We start from the raw sequence: 17639 nt of genomic DNA, 5'->3' as shown, positions 1-17639 counted from the left end.
ACGATGACGACAGCGCGCGGCTCGGGCTGCACTTCGACCTGACCGTTCCGTTCGCGCGCTACGTCGCCGCGCACTTCAACGATCTGGTCTTCCCGTTCAAGCGGTACCAGATCCAGCGGGTCTGGCGCGGGGAGCGGCCCCAGGAGGGCCGCTACCGTGAGTTCACCCAGTGCGACATCGACGTCATCAACGTCGACAACGTCCCGCTGCACTTCGACGCCGAGCTGCCCCGCATCGTGCACGAGGTCCTCACCGACCTCGGTGTTCCCGCGTGGACGTTGAACATCAACAACCGCAAGGTGCTGCAGGGGTTCTACGAAGGTCTCGGCATCGGCGACCCGCTCGCGGTCATCCGGGCCGCCGACCGGATCGACAAGATCGGATCCGCGGGGGTCGAGGCGCTGCTGACGGGTCCGGTCGGCCTCAGCGCCGACCAGGCGCGTGCCTGCCTCGACCTGGCCCAGGTGCGGGGCGCGGACGCCGCCGTCGTCGACGAGGTGGGCCGGCTCGGAGTGAAGTCCGACCTGCTCAGCGAGGGTCTGGACGAGCTGGCGCGGGTGCTCGACGACCTGACCGACCTGCCGGCGGGCAGCGTGGTCGCCGACCTGTCGATCGCCCGCGGGCTGGACTACTACACGGGCACGGTCTACGAGGCGAAGTTCGTGGACTCACCGGCGTACGGCAGCATCTGCTCCGGTGGCCGGTACGACGATCTCGCCGGGACGTTCATCCGCCGGAACCTGCCGGGCGTGGGGATCTCGATCGGGCTGACCAGGATCTTCGCCAAGCTCGTGGCGGACGGGGCGATCGGGGGCGGGCCGGCCAGCCCGGCCCAGGTGCTCATGGTCATCCCGAGCGACGAGCGGCGTCCCGACGCGCTCGCGACCGCCCGCCTGCTCCGTGGCCGCGGCCTCAACGTCGAGACCTACCACCAGGCGGACAAGCTCGCGAAACAGATCCGCTATGCCTCCCGCAAGGGGATCCCGCACGTCTGGTTCCCGCCGTTCGGGGACGACCGCCCGCACGAGGTGAAGAACATGGCGACCGGCGACCAGGGGCCGGCCGATCCCGCGGTGTGGGTTCCCGCCGGGTGACCGCCCGTCGCGGAGAGTGATTGCCGGCTCCGTGGGCTGACAGCCCGCGAAGCCGCCCAGCCCGCGAAGCCGCCGCGTGGCCCTCGGGGTCGCCACGCGACCGCGGCGCCGGTCGGCGGCGCGGGAGACGGGCCGACCGGCGGTCGCGGCCGCGTGGTGGACGCGGTGCCCGCCATCGGCGAGGGTCACGGCCGAGGGCTGACGGGGGCGGAGACCCCCGGCCGGACCACCCGCCGGGCGAGCACCGGACCCCTCGCCGACCGCGGCGGGGGGCCCACATCCGGTGTACCACGGTGGGCCGCCCCGGCCACCGCCGTGTACCGGACGGGTCACCGGACGGGTAAGTGGGTGACGACACGGGCCGGTTGGGCGGTTCGAACGCAACCGGTCCGGTGCATGCCGATGCCGGTCGCACCGCCCGTCGTCGGGTGCCCCCGCCGTGGGCGGATGCCCGCCGGTGCGGCGTGGTGGTCCTCGTGGGCCTCGTCAGGCGCCGGGCCCTGGGCCGCCCGCATCGAGCGGATACCGTGGTGCGCGTCGGCCGTGGGACGTCGTTCCTCTGGGAGGTCGCTGTCGTGGAGGTCGCTGTGGGTGAGGTCGCTGTGGGCGGGGGCACCGCCGGTACGGGCGGAGCGCCTGGGGAGGTCGGTGGGCCCGCCGGCGCCGCCCGGTCGGCGGAGCGGGTCCAGGCGCTCGGGTCACCGCGGGGCGACATCGCGGGCGCGGGCACGGCGCGCCTGAAGGTGCAGGTCGTCGCCCGTACCGAGTTCCTTCCACCGGACGACGTCCCGTGGAGCACCGACGCCGACGGCGGCCAGGCGCTGGCGGAGTTCGCCGGGCGGGCCTGTTACCAGAGCTGGAGCAAGCCCAACCCGGCGACGGCGACGAACGCCGGCTACCTGCGGCACATCCTGGAGGTCGGGCACCTGTCCGTGCTGGAGCACGGGACGGTGTCGCTCTACATCACCGGGGTGTCCCGCAGCCTCACCCACGAGCTGGTGCGGCACCGCCACTTCTCCTACAGCCAGCTTTCGCAGCGTTACGTCCCCGAGCATGACGCGGCCCTGGTCGAACCCGAGGTCATCGCCGACGACCCGGAGCTGCATGCGCTGTTCACGGAAGCCGCGACGGCCTCGATGGAGGCGTACGCCCGGCTGCTGGAAGGGCTGGAGAAGCGGTTCGCCGACGTCTCCGCGCCGACGTCGCGCCGCAAGCAGGCGAGGCAGGCGGCCCGGTCGGTGCTGATGAACGCCACCGAGACCCGGATCGTCGTCACCGGCAACTACCGGGCCTGGCGGCATTTCATCGGGATGCGCGCCAGCGAGCACGCCGATGTCGAGATCCGCGGTCTCGCGATCGCGATTCTGGGAGCCCTGCGGGAGGTGGCGCCGAACGTGTTCGCGGACTTCCGGGTGAGCACACTCGACGACGGCACCGAGGTGGCCTCCAGCCCACTCGTCGGCGAAGGCTGATTCCGCGTTCCGACGGGCCGTAAGGGCCGTCCGGCACATGCGCCCGGGCCGTTCGCCATGCCTTCGCACAGGCGGAGATGACCACGCCGCTGCTCACAACGGACCACCGATCGGTGATGACCGCGGGGAACGATGGTGGGGTCGAGCGGTNGGATGGACGCGCGGGCAACGGCGCCGGGGCGGAACGGGCAGGGGAGGGCCGGTATGACCAAGGTTGCCGAGATCGGCGCGCAGTCCGGCGCGGTGGCGAAACCGCTGTCCGTCGACGAGCTGCGCCTGCTCGACGCCTACTGGCGTGCCGCGAACTACCTGTCGGTCGGGCAGATCTACCTGCTGGACAACCCGCTGCTGACGGAGCCCCTGCGCCCGGAGCACATCAAGCCCNGGCTGCTGGGGCACTGGGGAACCACTCCCGGGCTCAACCTGATCTACACCCACCTCAACCGGGTGATCCGCCGCAACGACCTGGACGCCATCTACGTGATCGGCCCCGGCCACGGCGGGCCGGGTATCGTGGCGAACACCTACCTGGAGGGCACCTACAGCGAGATCTACCCGTCCGTCGCCCAGGACGTGGACGGGATGCGGCGGCTGTTCCGCCAGTTCTCCTTCCCCGGCGGCATTCCCAGCCACGTCGCCCCGGAGGTGCCCGGCTCCATCCACGAGGGTGGTGAGCTGGGCTACGCCCTCACCCACGCCTTCGGTGCCGCCTTCGACAACCCGCACCTGCTGGTGGCCGCGGTCGTCGGTGACGGGGAGGCGGAGACCGGGCCGCTCGCGGCGAGCTGGCACTCGAACAAGTTCCTCGATCCCGTGCGCGACGGGGTGGTGCTGCCGATCCTGCACCTCAACGGTTACAAGATCGCGCAGCCGACGGTCCTCGCCCGGATACCGGAGCCGGAGCTCGACGCGCTGATGCGCGGCTACGGCTACGAGCCGCTGCACGTGACCGGGGACGACCCCGCCGAGGTCCATCAGCGACTCGCGCACGTGCTCGACCTCGCGATCGCGCGGATCCACGACATCCAGGACCGGGCCCGCCGGCTCGGTGACCCGTCCCGCCCGGCCTGGCCGATGATCGTGTTGCGGACGCCGAAGGGCTGGACCGGCCCGTCGACCGTGGACGGAAAGCCGGTCGAGGGGAACTGGCGCTCCCATCAGGTGCCGATCGCCGACCCGAAACGGGATCCGGCCCAGCGGAGCCAGCTGGAGGCGTGGCTGCGCAGCTACCGGCCCTGGGAGCTGTTCGAGGCCGACGGGCGGCTGAGGCCGGAGCTCGCGGCACTCGCTCCGGTGGGCACCCGGCGCATGAGCGCCAACCCGCATGCCAACGGCGGCGAGCTGCTGCGGGACCTCGCGCTGCCCGACTTCCGGGACTACGCGGTGGACGTGCCCGCGCCGGGCGTCACGCTGAGCGAGGCGACCAGGGTGCTCGGCGGCTTTCTGCGCGACGTCATGCGGGCCAATCCGAACACCTTCCGGGTGATGGGCCCGGACGAGACCGAGTCGAACCGGCTGGGCGCGCTGTTCGAGACCACGGACCGTGCCTGGAACGCCGAGATCCGCCCCACGGACGAGGACCTGGCTCCCGACGGCCGGGTGATGGAGGTGCTCTCGGAGCACCTGTGCCAGGGCTGGCTGGAGGGATACCTGCTCACCGGCCGGCACGGCTTCTTCTCCTGCTACGAGGCGTTCATCCACATCGTCGACTCGATGGTGAACCAGCACGCGAAGTGGCTGAAGGCGTCCCGGAACATTCCGTGGCGCCGCCCGATCGCCTCGCTGAACTACCTCCTCACCAGCCACGTCTGGCGGCAGGACCACAATGGTTTCTCGCACCAGGACCCGGGCTTCATCGACCATGTGGTGAACAAGAAGGCCGAGATCATCCGGGTCTACCTGCCGCCGGACGCGAACACCCTGCTCTCGGTGGCCGATCATTGTCTGCGCAGCCGGCATTACATCAACGTGGTGGTCGCGGGAAAGCAGCCCGCGCTGAACTATCTGTCGATGACGGACGCGATCGCGCACTGCACCCGCGGCCTGGGTATCTGGGACTGGGCGAGCAACGACCACACCGACGCCGGTGACGGCACCCCCGACGTCGTCATGGCCTGCGCCGGGGACATCCCGACGCTGGAGACGCTGGCTGCCGTCGACATCCTGCGCCAGCACTTCCCGGACCTGAAGGTGCGGGTGGTCAACGTCGTCGACCTGATGTGCCTCCAGGACGAGGCGGAGCACCCACACGGCATCTCGGATCCCCGGTTCGACGCGCTGTTCACCGAGGACCGGCCGATCATCTTCGCCTACCACGGCTACCCGTGGCTGATCCACCGGCTCACCTACCGCCGGCGCAACCACAACAACATGCATGTACGGGGCTACATCGAGGAGGGCACGACCACCACGCCGTTCGACATGGTGATGATGAACAACCTGGATCGCTTCCACCTGGTGGTCGACGTGATCGACCGGGTGCCGAGCCTGGGTGCGCGCGCGGCGCATGTCCGGCAGCGGATGATCGACGCGCGGCTGGCGGCCCGGGCCTACACCCGGGACCACGGCGAAGACGATCCGAGCATCCGCGACTGGACCTGGCCGTACTGAGGATGCGCCGTACCGAGGGCGGGGCGACCGAGGGTGGCACGACTGTGGCCGGCTCGACTGTGGCCGGCTCGACCGAGGGCAGCATGAACGAAGGCGGGGCAGGTATCGGCGGGGACCGGAACGTACTGGTGGTGAACGCCGGTTCGTCCAGCGTGAAGCTGCGGCTGCTCGATCCGGGCGATCAGGTGCTGGCAGCGCACAACCTGCGCGCGGTCGCCGGCAGCCCGGATCCCGGCGAGCTCGAGCGGGCGGTGGAGAACCTCGCCCACGCCGGTGAGGTAGCGATCACCGGTCACCGCGTGGTGCACGGTGGTCCGGTCTTCACCGACCCGGTCCTGGTCGATGAGGAGGTCGAGCGGCGGCTGCGCGAGCTGGTGCCGCTGGCCCCGCTGCACCAGCCGGCGGCGCTGACCGCGCTGGCGGACGTCTCGGCGGTGCTCCCCGGGGTGCCGCGGGTCGCCTGCTTCGACACCTCCTTCCACGCGCGCATGCCGCCCGAGGCGGTGACCTACCCGGTTCCGGCGAGCTGGCGCGAGGAGTACGGGGTGCGCCGCTACGGGTTTCACGGCCTGTCCCACGCGTATGCCTCCCGGCGGGCCGCCGAGCTGACCGGGGGCCGCCGGGTGGTTACGGCGCACCTGGGCTCGGGGGCGTCGCTGGCGGCGGTCCGCGATGGCGTGAGCGTCGACACGACGATGGGCTTCACCCCGCTGGAGGGCATGGTCATGGCCACCCGCTCCGGGACGGTGGATCCCGGCCTGCTGCTGTGGCTGCAGACCGAGCGTGGCCTGACCGCCGAGGAACTCACCGATGCGCTGTTCCACCGCAGCGGTATGACCGGGCTGGTCGGTTCGGCGGACATGCGGTCGGTCCTCGACGGCGCCCGGCGGGAAGGCAGCCCGGAGGCGCTGGGATTCGCCGTCTACCTGCACCGGCTGCGGGCCGAGACCGCCGCCATGGCCGCGGCGCTCGATGGGCTCGACGTGCTCGTGTTCACCGGCGGGGTGGGGGAGCGGGCGGCTCCGGTGCGGTCGGGCGCCGCCGCCGGCCTCGGCTTCCTGGGCGTCGCCGTCGACGACGACCTGAACGCGTCCTACGCCGGCGGTGACCTGGAGATCACCGCTGCCGGCGCGCCGGCGCGCACGCTGGTCATCGAGGCCCGTGAGGACATCGAGATCGCCCGGGCGGCCCGCGCGCTTCTCCCCTGACGCCGCGACCCCCTGCCGCCGCGACCCCCTGACACGCGACATGTCGCGGATGTCCCCGTCCGTGGAGACACTGCTACTCTGCCGGACTGTGAGCGGACAAGCCCGCGGGACCGGCCGGAGCGTGCCGGCCGCCGCCGAGGGACCGGTGTAGCGCGCAGTGGCTTCGGGAGGCTCGGGCGGTCCGGGTCCCGGGCCTGGGCCTGGGCCTGGGCCGGGCGGACCGGGTGGCTTCGGCGGCTTCGGCGGTTTCGGTGGCATGGGCGGCGCGTGGCCCAGCCGGCTCCGGCGCTGGAGCCGGCGGGACGACGCCGACAGCGCCCCGGTGCTCGACCTCACCGACGTGGACGAGGTCACCACGATGCTGCTGGCGCCACCGGCCGAGTACCAGGGGCTGCGCCGCCGGGTCGTCGACCAGTTCACGATCGTCAGCGCCAACCGCTGCCAGCTCGCCCGGTCCGTGAACTGGGGCCCGCTGGACGGGCTGCTGAACAGCATCGTGCCGGGCACCGGCCGGCTGGACACGGCGGGGCGGCTGCCCCCGGAGGTCTGCCTGTTGCTGCCGATCTCCACGTTGCCCAAGCGGGCGCTGGTCGGCTTCGATCTGGTCGGGCCGGGTGGCTCCGACGCCCACCTGATGCCGTATGGGACCTCGGTCGCCATCCAGGGGAACCTCGTCGCGCTGCTCGCCGAGGACGCGGGCTGTCCGCTCCCCGGGGACGCCCGCCGGGTGGTGGACGCGATCTCCCGCTTCCGCCCCGGTCGGCTGACGGGGAACCTGCCGCGGCTGGCGCCCCGGCGGGGACGTCCGCTGTCGCTCGAGGACGTGCGGACCTATCTGGAGCGGGAGGCCGACCTGGCGGTACCCGCGGCGACCATGCGGTCCTGGCAGGGGCTGCTGGAACCGGCCCAGAGCCTGCTCGGCCAGGTGCTGGACGAGCCGTTCGACCCGCTGAGCAGCGCCGACACCCTCCTGCTCGCCGTCGGTGAGCTGTGGCGGGACCCGGAGGTCCCCACCCCGTTGGAGATCGACCACATCTCCGGCTACCTGGGTGAGTTCACCGCCTGGATCGACCGGTTGAGCCTGGTCGGCGCCGCGGCGACGCCGGTGCTGAGCACCGTCGCCGAGTACGGGCGGCGCTGGGAGGCACTGGCGGCCGTGACGGTGGACCCGTACCGCCCGTGCCTGATCAAGATGAAGGAGGAGCGCCGGACGGTGCTGGCGCGCCGGTTCCCGGTGCGGGACGGCGCCGTCCCGCTGCGGCGGCGGTGGCTGACCCCGGTCGCGTTGGTGGACATCGACCCCGGTGGCCCGGGCAGCTACCACGCCAGCGTGGGCACCGACGACTCCAGCATCGAACTGAGCACACCGGTGACGGTCGACCTGTGGGACCAGCGGATCGACCGGACCTACATCGAGGACGTCCATCAGAACCGCGAGGTGTACGCCTTCTACAGCATCGACGCGAGCCGGGCGGCGCGGGCGAAGCTGGTCGTCGGCCTGAGCGTCTCGCCGGACGTCGGGCGGGTGGCCATGGCGATCCTGGTCCTGATGGTGCTCACCGTCGCCCTGTCGGCGCTGCCGTTCCGGCTCGGTGCCGACGCGGTTGCGGTGGTGGCGGTCCCCTCGTCGTTCGCCGCGACGATGCTGCTCACCCGGGAGCGGTCGAGCCTCGCGGCCTGGGTCCTGGGTCCGACGAAACAGGCTCTGCTGGCGTTGCTGGTCGCGCTGGCGGTGCTGTCCGGGCTGCGCGCGCTGGGCTGGCACACCCCACCGGAGGAACCGGCTCCGTCCATCATGTCCGTTGAGTCCGGCGAGTCCGGTGCGCGGACATGACCGGGACCAGTCGGTACGGCGTATGTGGCCCGCAGGGTGTCCGCGGGGGAGCCGTTCGGCCAGGCCATGCGGGCAGGACGCGGCCGGAGCCACCGAACGGCGGCCCCCGCCCCGGCCAGGGCGGTACCCTGAACCAACTGTCGTGCGAGACGGGACGGTGAGCATGCCGAAGAACTACGGCGCGGGAGTCGCGGGCAGCGCGGCGCGCGCGGGTGGCCTGCGGTCGTTCGTCCGTCTCGGCCGTCGTGAGCTGTGGTTGCGGCTCGACCGGAACATGATCGCCGGGGCCCGTCCGCGGCCTGCGGGCCGTGTGCCCGCCCGTCCGTCGAGTTCGGCGGAGCTGGCATCACGCTCCTGAAAGCCGCTTGGAAGTAGTACTTCGTTCCCTGCCCCGGTCCGCCGGTGTGTGGCGGGTGTCCAGCCGTGAGCGTCTGGGCGGTGTCGCCCGCGCACGGTGGAGGCATGTGGTGGGGGAACGCCGACTTCGCCGGTCGGTGACCGTCGGAGGAGATGTCGGAGGTGCCCGCTAGCGTGGCAGGTATGTCAGCTTTGCCCCCGGCCCCGTTCGGGCGGATGATCACGGCGATGGTCACGCCGTTCACCTCGGACGGCGGCCTGGACGTCCCGGGCGCCGCGGCGCTCGCGGAGCATCTTGTCGATGCCGGCAACGAGGCGCTGGTCATCAACGGTACGACGGGCGAGTCCCCGACCACGACGGACGCGGAGAAGGACACGCTGCTGCGTGTGGTCCGCGAGGCCGTCGGCGGGCGTGCCCAGGTCATCGCGGGTGTGGGGACGAACGACACCCGGCATACGCTGGAGCTGGCCGAGGCCGCCGAGAAGGCCGGGGTCGACGGCCTGCTCGTCGTCGCGCCGTACTACAACAAGCCGCCGCAGGCCGGGCTGCTCGCCCACTTCCGGGCCGTCGCCGACGCGACGGGGCTGCCGACGATGATCTACGATATTCCCGGCAGGTCCGGGGTGCCCGTGGCGACCGAGACTCTCCTGCGGCTGGCGGAACATCCGCGCATCGTCGCGGTGAAGGACGCCAAGGACGACCTGGCCGCTTCCTCGCGAGTGCTGGCCAACACCGGCCTCGCCTACTACTCGGGCACGGACGTGCTCAATCTTCCGCTGCTGTCCGTTGGCGCCTGCGGTGTGGTCAGTGTCGTCGGCCACGTGGCCGCACCCGCCATCCGGGCAATGATCGAGGCCTTTGGGGCCGGTGAGGTGGGTCGGGCGATCGCGCTACACAAGGGCTTGCTGCCCGCATACGAGGGACTTTTCCGCACCCAGGGGGTGATCCTGGCGAAGGCGGCGTTGGCGATGTCGAACCTGCCCGCCGGGCCCGTGCGCGCCCCGCTGGTCGACGCGACCGATGCCGAGCGTGCCCTGCTGCGCGCCGACCTGGCGGCGGCCCTGCTGGATCCGGCGGTCGCGCTGGCCGGAGCAGGAGCCGGAGCAGGAGCAGGAGCCGGCGCCGCGTCGGCGGGCGCGGGGACGGCGGCTTCATGACGCATCCGCACCCCGAGCTGGGCCCGCCCCCGCCGCTTCGCGCCGACGGCCTGCGGATCATCCCGCTGGGTGGGCTCGGCGAGATCGGCCGGAACATGACCGTGTTCGAGCATGCCGGCCGGCTGCTCATCGTCGACTGCGGTGTGCTCTTCCCCGAGACCGACCAGCCCGGAGTGGACCTGATCCTCCCGGACTTCACGGCCATCCGGGACCGCCTGCACGACATCGAGGCGGTCATCCTCACCCACGCGCACGAGGATCACATCGGGGCCGTCCCCTACCTGTTGCGGGAGCGCCGGGACATCCCGCTGATCGGCACCCGGCTGACGCTCGCGCTCACTGTCGCCAAGCTCGCCGAGCACCGCATCCAGCCGGTGACCCTGCAGATCCGCGAGGAGGAGCGGCACAACTTCGGGCCGTTCGAGTGCGAGTTCCTCGCGGTGAACCACTCGATCCCGGACGCGGTGGCCGTCGCGATCCGCACCGACGCGGGTCTGGTCCTGCACACCGGCGACTTCAAGATGGACCAGCTTCCGCTGGACGGGCGGCTGACCGACCTGGGCGGCTTCGCCCGGCTCGGCCGCGAGGGCGTCGACCTGCTGCTGTCGGACTCCACCAACGCGGAGGTCCCCGGTTTCGTCGCCTCGGAGCGGCAGATCGCGCCGGTGCTCGACAAGGTCTTCCGCGAGGCGGACCGGCGGATCGTCGTCGCGTGCTTCGCCAGCCACGTCCACCGCGTGCAGCAGGTGCTGGATGCCGCCGAGGCGCACGGCCGGTCCGTCTGCTTCGTCGGCCGTTCCATGGTCCGGAACATGGGGGTCGCCCGCGACCTCGGTCTGCTGCGCGTCCCACCCGGTCTGGTGATCGACAGCCGCGACATCGACTCGCTCCCGGACCGCAACCTCTGCCTGATCTCGACCGGATCGCAGGGTGAGCCGCTGTCGGCGCTGTCCCGGATGGCCAACCGGGACCATGCGATCCGCATCCAGGAGGGCGACACGGTCGTGCTGGCCTCCAGCCTGATCCCGGGAAACGAGACCGCCATCTTCCGGGTGATCAACGGCCTGACCAGGTGGGGCGCGAAGGTCGTCCACAAGGGTGTCGCGATGGTCCACACCTCCGGGCACGCCCCGGCCGGTGAGCTGCTCTACGTGCTGAACGCGACGAGGCCGTCGAACATGATGCCGGTGCACGGCGAGTGGCGGCACCTGCGTGCCCACGGTGCCCTCGCCGAGGCGACCGGAGTTCCGCCGGACCGGATCATCCTCGCCGAGGACGGCATGGTCGTGGACCTGATCGACGGCCAGGCCAGCATCACCGGGGCGGTGCCCTGCGGCATGGTGTTCGTGGACGGGCTCGCGGTCGGTGACGTCGGCGAGTCCAGCCTCAAGGACCGGCGGATCCTNGGGGAGGAGGGCTTCATCACGATCACGGTCGTGGTGGACGCCGCCGCGGGGAAGGTCGTCGTCGGCCCGGACCTGTCCGCCCGCGGGTTCTCCGACGCCCGGGGAGCCTTCGACGAGGTGCAGAGCCGGCTCGCCGACGCCCTCAACGACGCGATGCGCTCCGGGATGACCGACACGGTCGCGTTGCAGCAGCTGGTCCGCCGCACGGTCGGCCGGTGGGTGAACGAGCGCTACCGGCGCCGTCCCATGATCCTTCCGGTGGTCCTGGAGGTCTGAGGACTCCTCGGGAACAACGCGTCGCTGCCCCGGGCCGGTCCGCCGGCCCGGGGCAGCGACGTTCACCGGTCCGTTCTCGGCGGCACGGTTGGGTGGACGGGAACGCGGCAACCACAGGCATGGCACGCCCGGATAGTCTGGGTTGCCGCGACTCGCGGCGCTTCCCGGGTACCTTCTCGGCGTGGCCACACGCACGTCCGGCGCCCGCACGCAGGCGCAGCCCAAACCCCGAGCGGCCACGGTGCGGCCCGGTGGCACGGGCGGCTCCGGTCGGCCCCGTCCGCAGTCCGGCACGTCCACCAGAGGCGCGGCCACCCGTGGATCCGGCGGCCGGGCCCGGCGGAACCCGCCGCGGCCCCCCGTCCAGCTGCTCGTCGCCCAGGTCGTCATCAAGACCGTCTACCACGGCTGGATGGCCGCGGCCGGCCTGCTCGGCGGCCTGCTGCGCCGCTTCGGGCGCAACACCCGGGATCTCCGTATCGAGCCCGAGCATCGGCGGGACGGGCTGGGGCTCGCCGCCTTCGGCGCGGCGATCCTTCTCGGCGCGGCCCTGTGGGGCGGTGCCGGCGGGCCGGTCGGCGCGTTCGTCGCGGCGACGATCGAGCTGTTCGTGGGTGGCGGCGCACTGGCGGTGCCGCTGTTCTGCCTCGGCGCGGCCTGGCGGCTGGTGCGTGCGCCCTCCGACCCGGAGAGCCGCGGTCGGGTGGTGATCGGCTGGGCCGCGATCGCGGTCGGCATCCTGGGCGTGCTGCACATCGCGCGCGGCCTCCCCGACTTCGCCGACGGTGTCGCGGCGCTGCGCGCGGCCGGTGGGTTGTTCGGGCTGCTCGGCAGCGCCCCGCTGGTCGGCGCGGTGACCGCGTACGTGGCCGTCCCGCTGCTGCTGCTCNTCGCGTGTTTCGGGGCGCTGGTGGTGACGGCGACGCCGGTTCGGCAGGTGCCGGAGAAACTTCGCGAGCTGGCCGAGCGGCTCACCGTCCCGATCCGTCATCCCGACTCCTACGACGAGGACGAGGACTTCGACGACTACGACCCCGACCAGGACGTCCACGGGGCCCTCGGTGGCCACGGCGACCCCGGGGACGCCGAGCTGGACGAGCTGCTTGACGCCGCGCCACCGCGCTCGCGGCGGCGCGGCGGGGCCGGGCGCACCCGCGGCGGCGTGTACGACGTCGACGCCGAGGTCGCGGGCGCTCGGGCGGGTGCGGGTGCCGTCGACACCGGTCGCGGGCGGGCGGGTGGCGGTCGGCCGCGCCGGGGCGCCCGCCCGGAGGACGACGTCGACCCCGCTGACCTCTTCGCCGATGTCGCCGGGCTCGTGGACGGCGTGGACGGCGAGGAGGTCGAGGACGAGGCGGCGGCCGCCGGCCCGGGTGCCGGCGGTGGCGGTGCCACCGGCGCCGGTGGCCGGCGCGGGCGCGGGCGGGCAGCGGCGGGCGCCGCTTCGGGTGCGATCGTCCCGGCCGCGGAGCAGCCACCCGGACCGGACGAGATCGAGTACCTCGTCCCGCCGCTCGAAGGCTCCTACCGGCTTCCGTCGCCGACCCTGCTGCGTTCGGGCACTCCGCCGAAGGTCCGCTCGGCGGCCACCGACGGTGTCATCGCCTCGCTGACCGACGTGTTCACCCAGTTCAAGGTGGATGCGAAGGTCACGGGCTTCACCCGTGGGCCGACAGTGACCCGGTACGAGGTGGAGCTGGGCTCGGCGGTGAAGGTCGAGCGCATCACCCAGCTCGCCAAGAACATCGCCTACGCGGTCAAGAGCCCCGACGTGCGGATCATCAGCCCGATCCCGGGCAAGAGCGCGGTGGGCATCGAGATCCCGAACACCGACCGCGAGCTGGTGTCCCTCGGCGACGTGCTGCGCAGCACCGAGGCGACCGGCAACCNACACCCGCTGCTGGTGGCCCTCGGCAAGGACATCGANGGTGGCTACGTGCTGGCGAACCTCGCGAAGATGCCGCACATCCTCATCGCGGGCGCGACCGGCGCCGGCAAGTCGACCTGCATCAACACGCTCATCACGAGCGTGCTGGCGCGGGCGACGCCCGACCAGGTCCGCATGGTGCTGGTCGACCCCAAACGGGTGGAGCTGACGAACTACCAGGGCATTCCCCATCTGATCACGCCCATCATCACCAACCCCAAGAAGGCGGCGGACGCGCTGCAGTGGGTGGTGAAGGAGATGGAGAACCGCTACGAGGACCTGGCCGCCTGCGGGGTCCGCCATGTCGACGACTTCAACCGCAAGGTCCGGGCCGGTGAGATCGTGGCGCCGCCGGGCTCGGAGCGGGTGTACGCGCCGTACCCCTACATTCTCGCGATCGTCGACGAGCTGGCCGACCTGATGATGGTGGCGCCCCGGGACGTCGAGGACGCCATCTGCCGCATCACGGCGATGGCCCGGGCGGTCGGCATCCACCTGGTGCTGGCCACCCAGCGCCCGTCCGTCGACGTCGTCACCGGTCTGATCAAGGCGAACGTGCCGTCCCGGCTGGCGTTCGCGACGGCCTCACTGGCCGACAGCCGCACGATCCTGGACCAGGCGGGCGCGGAGAAGCTGGTCGGCCTCGGTGACGCGCTCTTCCTGCCGATGGGGGCCAGCAAACCGGCCCGCATCCAGGGTGCCTTCGTCTCCGAGGAGGAGATCTCCGCGATCGTGGACCACACGAAGGAGCAGGCGCAGCCCACCTTCGTGGAGGACGTCTTCGACGGCGGCGGCGAGGCCCGCAAGGACATCGACGAGGAGATCGGCGACGACCTCGCGCTGTTCCTCCAGGCGGTCGAGCTCGTGGTGAGCACCCACTTCGGTTCGACGTCGATGTTGCAGCGCAAGCTGCGTGTGGGCTTCGCGAAGGCGGGTCGGCTGATGGACCTGATGGAAAGCCGCNGGATCGTCGGGCCGAGCGAGGGCTCGAAGGCCCGCGACGTGCTGGTGATGCCGGACGAGCTGGAAGGACTTCTCACGACGCTCCGCAACGGATAAGAAAGTCTCGACAGGTCCGTCGCCCGCTCCGCGGGTGGCTGCGGGCGACCGTAATATCGGCTGGCGCCGCCACTGGCGCCAGTGGGATGACGGGTGCGGAGGTTCGCTCATGCAGTCCGCGGACGAACCGGCGACCCCGGAGCCGGACACCTCCAGCCGGGTGGCCCCCGACTCGATCGGGGCGACGGTCGCGGCGGCGCGACACGCGGCCGGCCTGACGGTCGACGATGTCAGCGACCGGACCAGGATCCGGGCCTCGCTGATCGACCAGATCGAGCACGACGACTTCAGCGGCTGCGGCGGCACGGTGTACGCGCGCGGCCACCTGCGCAGCATCGCGACGACGCTGGGCCTCGATCCCGGGCCGCTGCTCGCGGCCTACGACGCCGGTCATGAGCGGGTTCCGTCCCCGGTTGTCGTGGCCTCGCCGGAGTTCGACCCGCTGCACGGCGGCGGTGGCGGCGGCGGGATGCGGGGCGGGTTCCGGTGGGCCCCCGCGATGATCGCCTCGCTGGTCGTGGTCTGCCTGTTGGCGCTGGTCGCGCTGCTGCTGCCCTCGAGCGGGGACGACAAGGACGTCACCTCGGTCGGTCCGAGCGCGGTGCCGAGCACGGTGGCGGCCACCGCGGCGCCGACACCGGCCCCCGCGCCGACCCCGAGTCAGCCGCCGGGGGTGAACGTGCGGGTGGAGGCCCGCGAGGCGCAGAGCTGGCTGGAGGTCAGGGACGACGCGAAGCGGGTGCTCCTGCAGCAGCTTCTCCAGCAGGGCGACAGCCGTGAGGTGTCCTCCGAGGGCGCCCTGGAGATCAAGATGGGTAACGCGGGTGCGGTGGACCTCACCTGCAACGGCCGCGCCATGGGCCCCGCGGGGGGACCTGGCGAGGTGGTGACGGTTCGGCTGGCGCTCGCGGAGACCGGGGACGGCTGCACCGTCGGGGCTGACGGCGCCGCCGGCCTCAGCGCGGCCGCCGATCTCTCGCCGACCGGCCCGGCGCGCCGCTGACCCGGCCCGGCGGATCCCGACGGGCTTCGGCAGGTCCGTCGGCACGTCCCGCGGCGGCGTCCCGTAGCCTGAGTCCGTGTCCCCTCGTCCTACACGCCGGGTAGCTCTCGTCACGCTCGGGTGTTCCCGTAACGAGGTGGATTCCGAGGAGCTCGCCGCGCGGCTCGCGACCGACGGCTGGGAGCTGGTCGACGACGCCCAGGACGCCGACGCCGTTCTGGTGAACACCTGCGGGTTCGTCGAGGCGGCCAAGAAGGACTCGATCGACGCGCTGATCGCCGCGGACGCCCTGCGCGGGCCGGCCGAGGCGGCCGGCGGGTCCGGCCCGGGCGGCCCGGGTGGTCAGGTCGCCGACGGGCCGCGTGCGGTGGTGGCGGTGGGGTGTCTCGCGGAGCGGTACGGCCGCGAGCTGGCCGACAGCCTGCCCGAGGCCGACGCGGTGCTGGGCTTCGACGCGTACCCCCAGATCTCGGCGCATCTCGACGCCGTGATCGCCGGCGCGGCCCCGACTTCGCACACGCCGCGTGACCGGCGCACGCTGTTGCCGATCACCCCGGTCGACCGCGCGGACGCCGCGCGGGACACGCACGCCCCGCACCTGCCCGGGCACATCCAGTTGCCCGAGTCGCGGGCCGGTGCCGGTGCCGGTGCCGGTGCCGGTGCCGGAACGGCGCCGGGCGCGCGGGTCGAGCGCCCGGCCGGTGCCGGCGCTGCTCTCGGTGCCTCGGTGGGCGTCGATGTCGGCCGGCGCCGGCTCACGTCGGGCCCCGTCGTGCCGCTGAAGCTGTCGAGCGGGTGCGACCGGCGCTGCGCCTTCTGCGCGATCCCGTCGTTCCGCGGTTCGCATGTCTCCCGCGCTCCGGAGCAGGTGCTGGCCGAGGCCGAATGGCTGGCCACGCAGGGCGCGCGCGAACTCGTGCTGGTCAGCGAGAACTCCACGTCCTACGGCAAGGATCTCGGTGATCTCCGGGCGCTGGAGAAGCTGCTTCCCCGGCTGGCCGAGGTGCCGGGCATCGTCCGGGTCCGCACCGTGTACCTGCAGCCCGCGGAGCTGCGCCCGTCCCTGCTTGAGGTGCTGCTGACCACCCCGGGACTGGCCCCCTACCTGGACCTCTCCTTCCAGCACGCCAGCCCGGCCGTGCTGCGCCGGATGCGCCGTTTCGGCGGCACGGACGACTTCCTCGATCTCCTGAAACGCGCTCGCGCGCTGCTCGGCGACCTCGGGGCCCGGTCGAACGTCATCGTCGGTTTTCCCGGGGAGACCGAGGAGGATGTCGACATCCTCATGGACTTCCTCGAACGCGCCGAGCTGGATGCCGTGGGTGTCTTCGGCTATTCCGACGAGGAGGGCACCGAGGCCGCCGGCCTGGCCGGCCACGTGGACCCCGACGAGATCGAGCGGCGCCGCACCGACGTCACCGACCTGGTCGAGCAGCTCACCGCGGCCCGGGCCGAGCGCCGGGTCGGGACGACGGTGGAGGTGCTCGTCGAGGAGGTGGCCGGTGGCCTGGCGTTCGGCTGCGCGGGGCACCAGCAGGCCGACGCGGACGGTTCGTGCACGGTGCGGCTGCCGGCCGCGGGTTCCGCTGACGGTCTCGGTGGTTCGGGTGCGGTCGGTGGTTCGGGTGCGGCGGCCGGGCTGCCCGGCGCCATCGCCGTCGGGGACCTCATCGCGGCGCGCGTGGTCGCGGCCGAGGGCGTCGACCTGATCGTGGAGTACACCGCGATGCTCGACCGCGCGGGCTCCTCCGGAGCCGGGGCCACCGCGGTCGGATCAGCGGCGGTCGGATCAGCGGCGGCCGGATCTGTGGCGTGACCGCACCGAACGCGGGCGCCGCTCCCGGTGACGCGTCCGCGCGCGGCGACCGCCCGGTACTCGCGGAAAGCGACCGGCCGGTCCGTGGGAACGCCCCGAGGCCCGGCCTGCCGGCGCCGAGGCCGCCGGTGCTCAACATCGCCAACGTCCTGACCATTCTGCGACTGGCGCTGGTCCCGGTCTTCGTCTGCTTCCTGTTCGCCGGCCCGGAGACCGACGGCTGGCGGTACGCGGCCTTCGGCGCCTACGCCGTCGCCGCCATCACCGACCAGATCGACGGCACGGTCGCCCGCCGGCGCGGCCTGATCACCGATTTCGGGATCCTGGTCGATCCGATCGCGGACAAGGCGCTCACCGGTGCCGCGCTGGTCTCCCTGTCCGCCCTGGGGGAGCTGCCCTGGGCGGTCACGATCGTGGTC

Annotated in this window: 9 protein-coding genes and 7 pseudogenes; all 16 read left to right on the top strand. The window is 72.5% G+C overall.

The window, feature by feature from the left end:
• Positions 1–1094: histidine--tRNA ligase (gene hisS / locus UG55_RS15170; protein WP_066068781.1), on the top strand; the 1094-nt coding region annotated here is incomplete at its 5' end.
• A gap of 713 nt (positions 1095–1807) precedes the next feature.
• The gene (gene thyX, locus UG55_RS15165) at positions 1808–2566 is read left to right on the top strand and encodes an FAD-dependent thymidylate synthase (protein WP_242424457.1); all 759 of its coding nucleotides are present in this window, start codon (positions 1808–1810) and stop codon (positions 2564–2566) included.
• A 204-nt stretch (positions 2567–2770) separates the two neighbouring features.
• Positions 2771–2950 (top strand): annotated as a pseudogene (locus UG55_RS37420) (hypothetical protein); the annotation flags it as partial.
• 1 nt (position 2951) lies between these two features.
• Positions 2952–5176, top strand: a 2225-nt coding sequence (locus tag UG55_RS15160; RefSeq protein ID WP_242424431.1) for a phosphoketolase, incomplete at its 5' end; no start/stop codon positions are given.
• Between the two features lie 83 nt (positions 5177–5259).
• Positions 5260–6384: an acetate/propionate family kinase gene (locus UG55_RS15155; RefSeq protein ID WP_066068839.1), complete on the top strand. Its 1125-nt coding sequence runs from the start codon at positions 5260–5262 to the stop codon at positions 6382–6384.
• A 256-nt stretch (positions 6385–6640) separates the two neighbouring features.
• Entirely contained in the window at positions 6641–8218 is a 1578-nt protein-coding gene (locus tag UG55_RS15150; protein WP_199865139.1) for a hypothetical protein, read from the top strand.
• Positions 8219–8381: 163 nt separating this feature from the next.
• The gene (locus tag UG55_RS15145; RefSeq protein WP_066068772.1) at positions 8382–8576 is read left to right on the top strand and encodes a hypothetical protein; all 195 of its coding nucleotides are present in this window, start codon (positions 8382–8384) and stop codon (positions 8574–8576) included.
• 152 nt (positions 8577–8728) lie between these two features.
• A complete protein-coding gene (gene dapA / locus UG55_RS15140) occupies positions 8729–9733 on the top strand; it encodes a 4-hydroxy-tetrahydrodipicolinate synthase (RefSeq protein ID WP_066068770.1) in 1005 nt (334 codons plus the stop codon).
• Positions 9730–11138: pseudogene (locus UG55_RS15135) on the top strand (ribonuclease J); the annotation flags it as partial. The gene dapA and the pseudogene UG55_RS15135, both read left to right, overlap by 4 nt.
• Position 11139: 1 nt before the next feature.
• Positions 11140–11415: pseudogene (locus UG55_RS37415) on the top strand (RNase J family beta-CASP ribonuclease); the annotation flags it as partial.
• Positions 11416–11557: 142 nt separating this feature from the next.
• A pseudogene (locus tag UG55_RS47310) lies at positions 11558–12304 on the top strand (cell division protein FtsK); the annotation flags it as partial.
• 1 nt (position 12305) lies between these two features.
• Positions 12306–13304, top strand: a pseudogene (locus tag UG55_RS37405) (DNA translocase FtsK); the annotation flags it as partial.
• A 38-nt stretch (positions 13305–13342) separates the two neighbouring features.
• A pseudogene (locus UG55_RS37395) lies at positions 13343–14305 on the top strand (DNA translocase FtsK); the annotation flags it as partial.
• A gap of 205 nt (positions 14306–14510) precedes the next feature.
• Positions 14511–15404 (top strand): helix-turn-helix domain-containing protein, encoded by an 894-nt coding sequence (locus UG55_RS15125; protein WP_066068763.1) that lies wholly within the window; start codon positions 14511–14513, stop codon positions 15402–15404.
• Positions 15405–15480: 76 nt separating this feature from the next.
• Positions 15481–17220, top strand: a complete 1740-nt coding sequence (locus UG55_RS15120) for a MiaB/RimO family radical SAM methylthiotransferase (RefSeq protein WP_066068760.1) — start codon at positions 15481–15483, stop codon at positions 17218–17220.
• Positions 17217–17639: pseudogene (locus UG55_RS37390) on the top strand (CDP-alcohol phosphatidyltransferase family protein); the annotation flags it as partial. The gene UG55_RS15120 and the pseudogene UG55_RS37390, both read left to right, overlap by 4 nt.

Origin of the sequence: Frankia sp. EI5c (assembly GCF_001636565.1) — a bacterium.
In the GTDB taxonomy this organism is placed as follows: domain Bacteria; phylum Actinomycetota; class Actinomycetes; order Frankiales; family Frankiaceae; genus Parafrankia.
Note: the sequence above shows the minus strand (reverse complement) of the source record. Positions and strands in the feature narration are given on the sequence as shown.

Coding starts and splice junctions, on each gene's coding strand:
- UG55_RS15145 (WP_066068772.1), top strand. CDS start 8,382: ATGCCGAAGAACTACGGCGCGGGAGTCGCGGGCAGCGCGGCGCGCGCG.
- UG55_RS15155 (WP_066068839.1), top strand. CDS start 5,260: ATGAACGAAGGCGGGGCAGGTATCGGCGGGGACCGGAACGTACTGGTG.
- UG55_RS15150 (WP_199865139.1), top strand. CDS start 6,641: ATGGGCGGCGCGTGGCCCAGCCGGCTCCGGCGCTGGAGCCGGCGGGAC.
- UG55_RS15125 (WP_066068763.1), top strand. CDS start 14,511: ATGCAGTCCGCGGACGAACCGGCGACCCCGGAGCCGGACACCTCCAGC.
- dapA (WP_066068770.1), top strand. CDS start 8,729: ATGTCGGAGGTGCCCGCTAGCGTGGCAGGTATGTCAGCTTTGCCCCCG.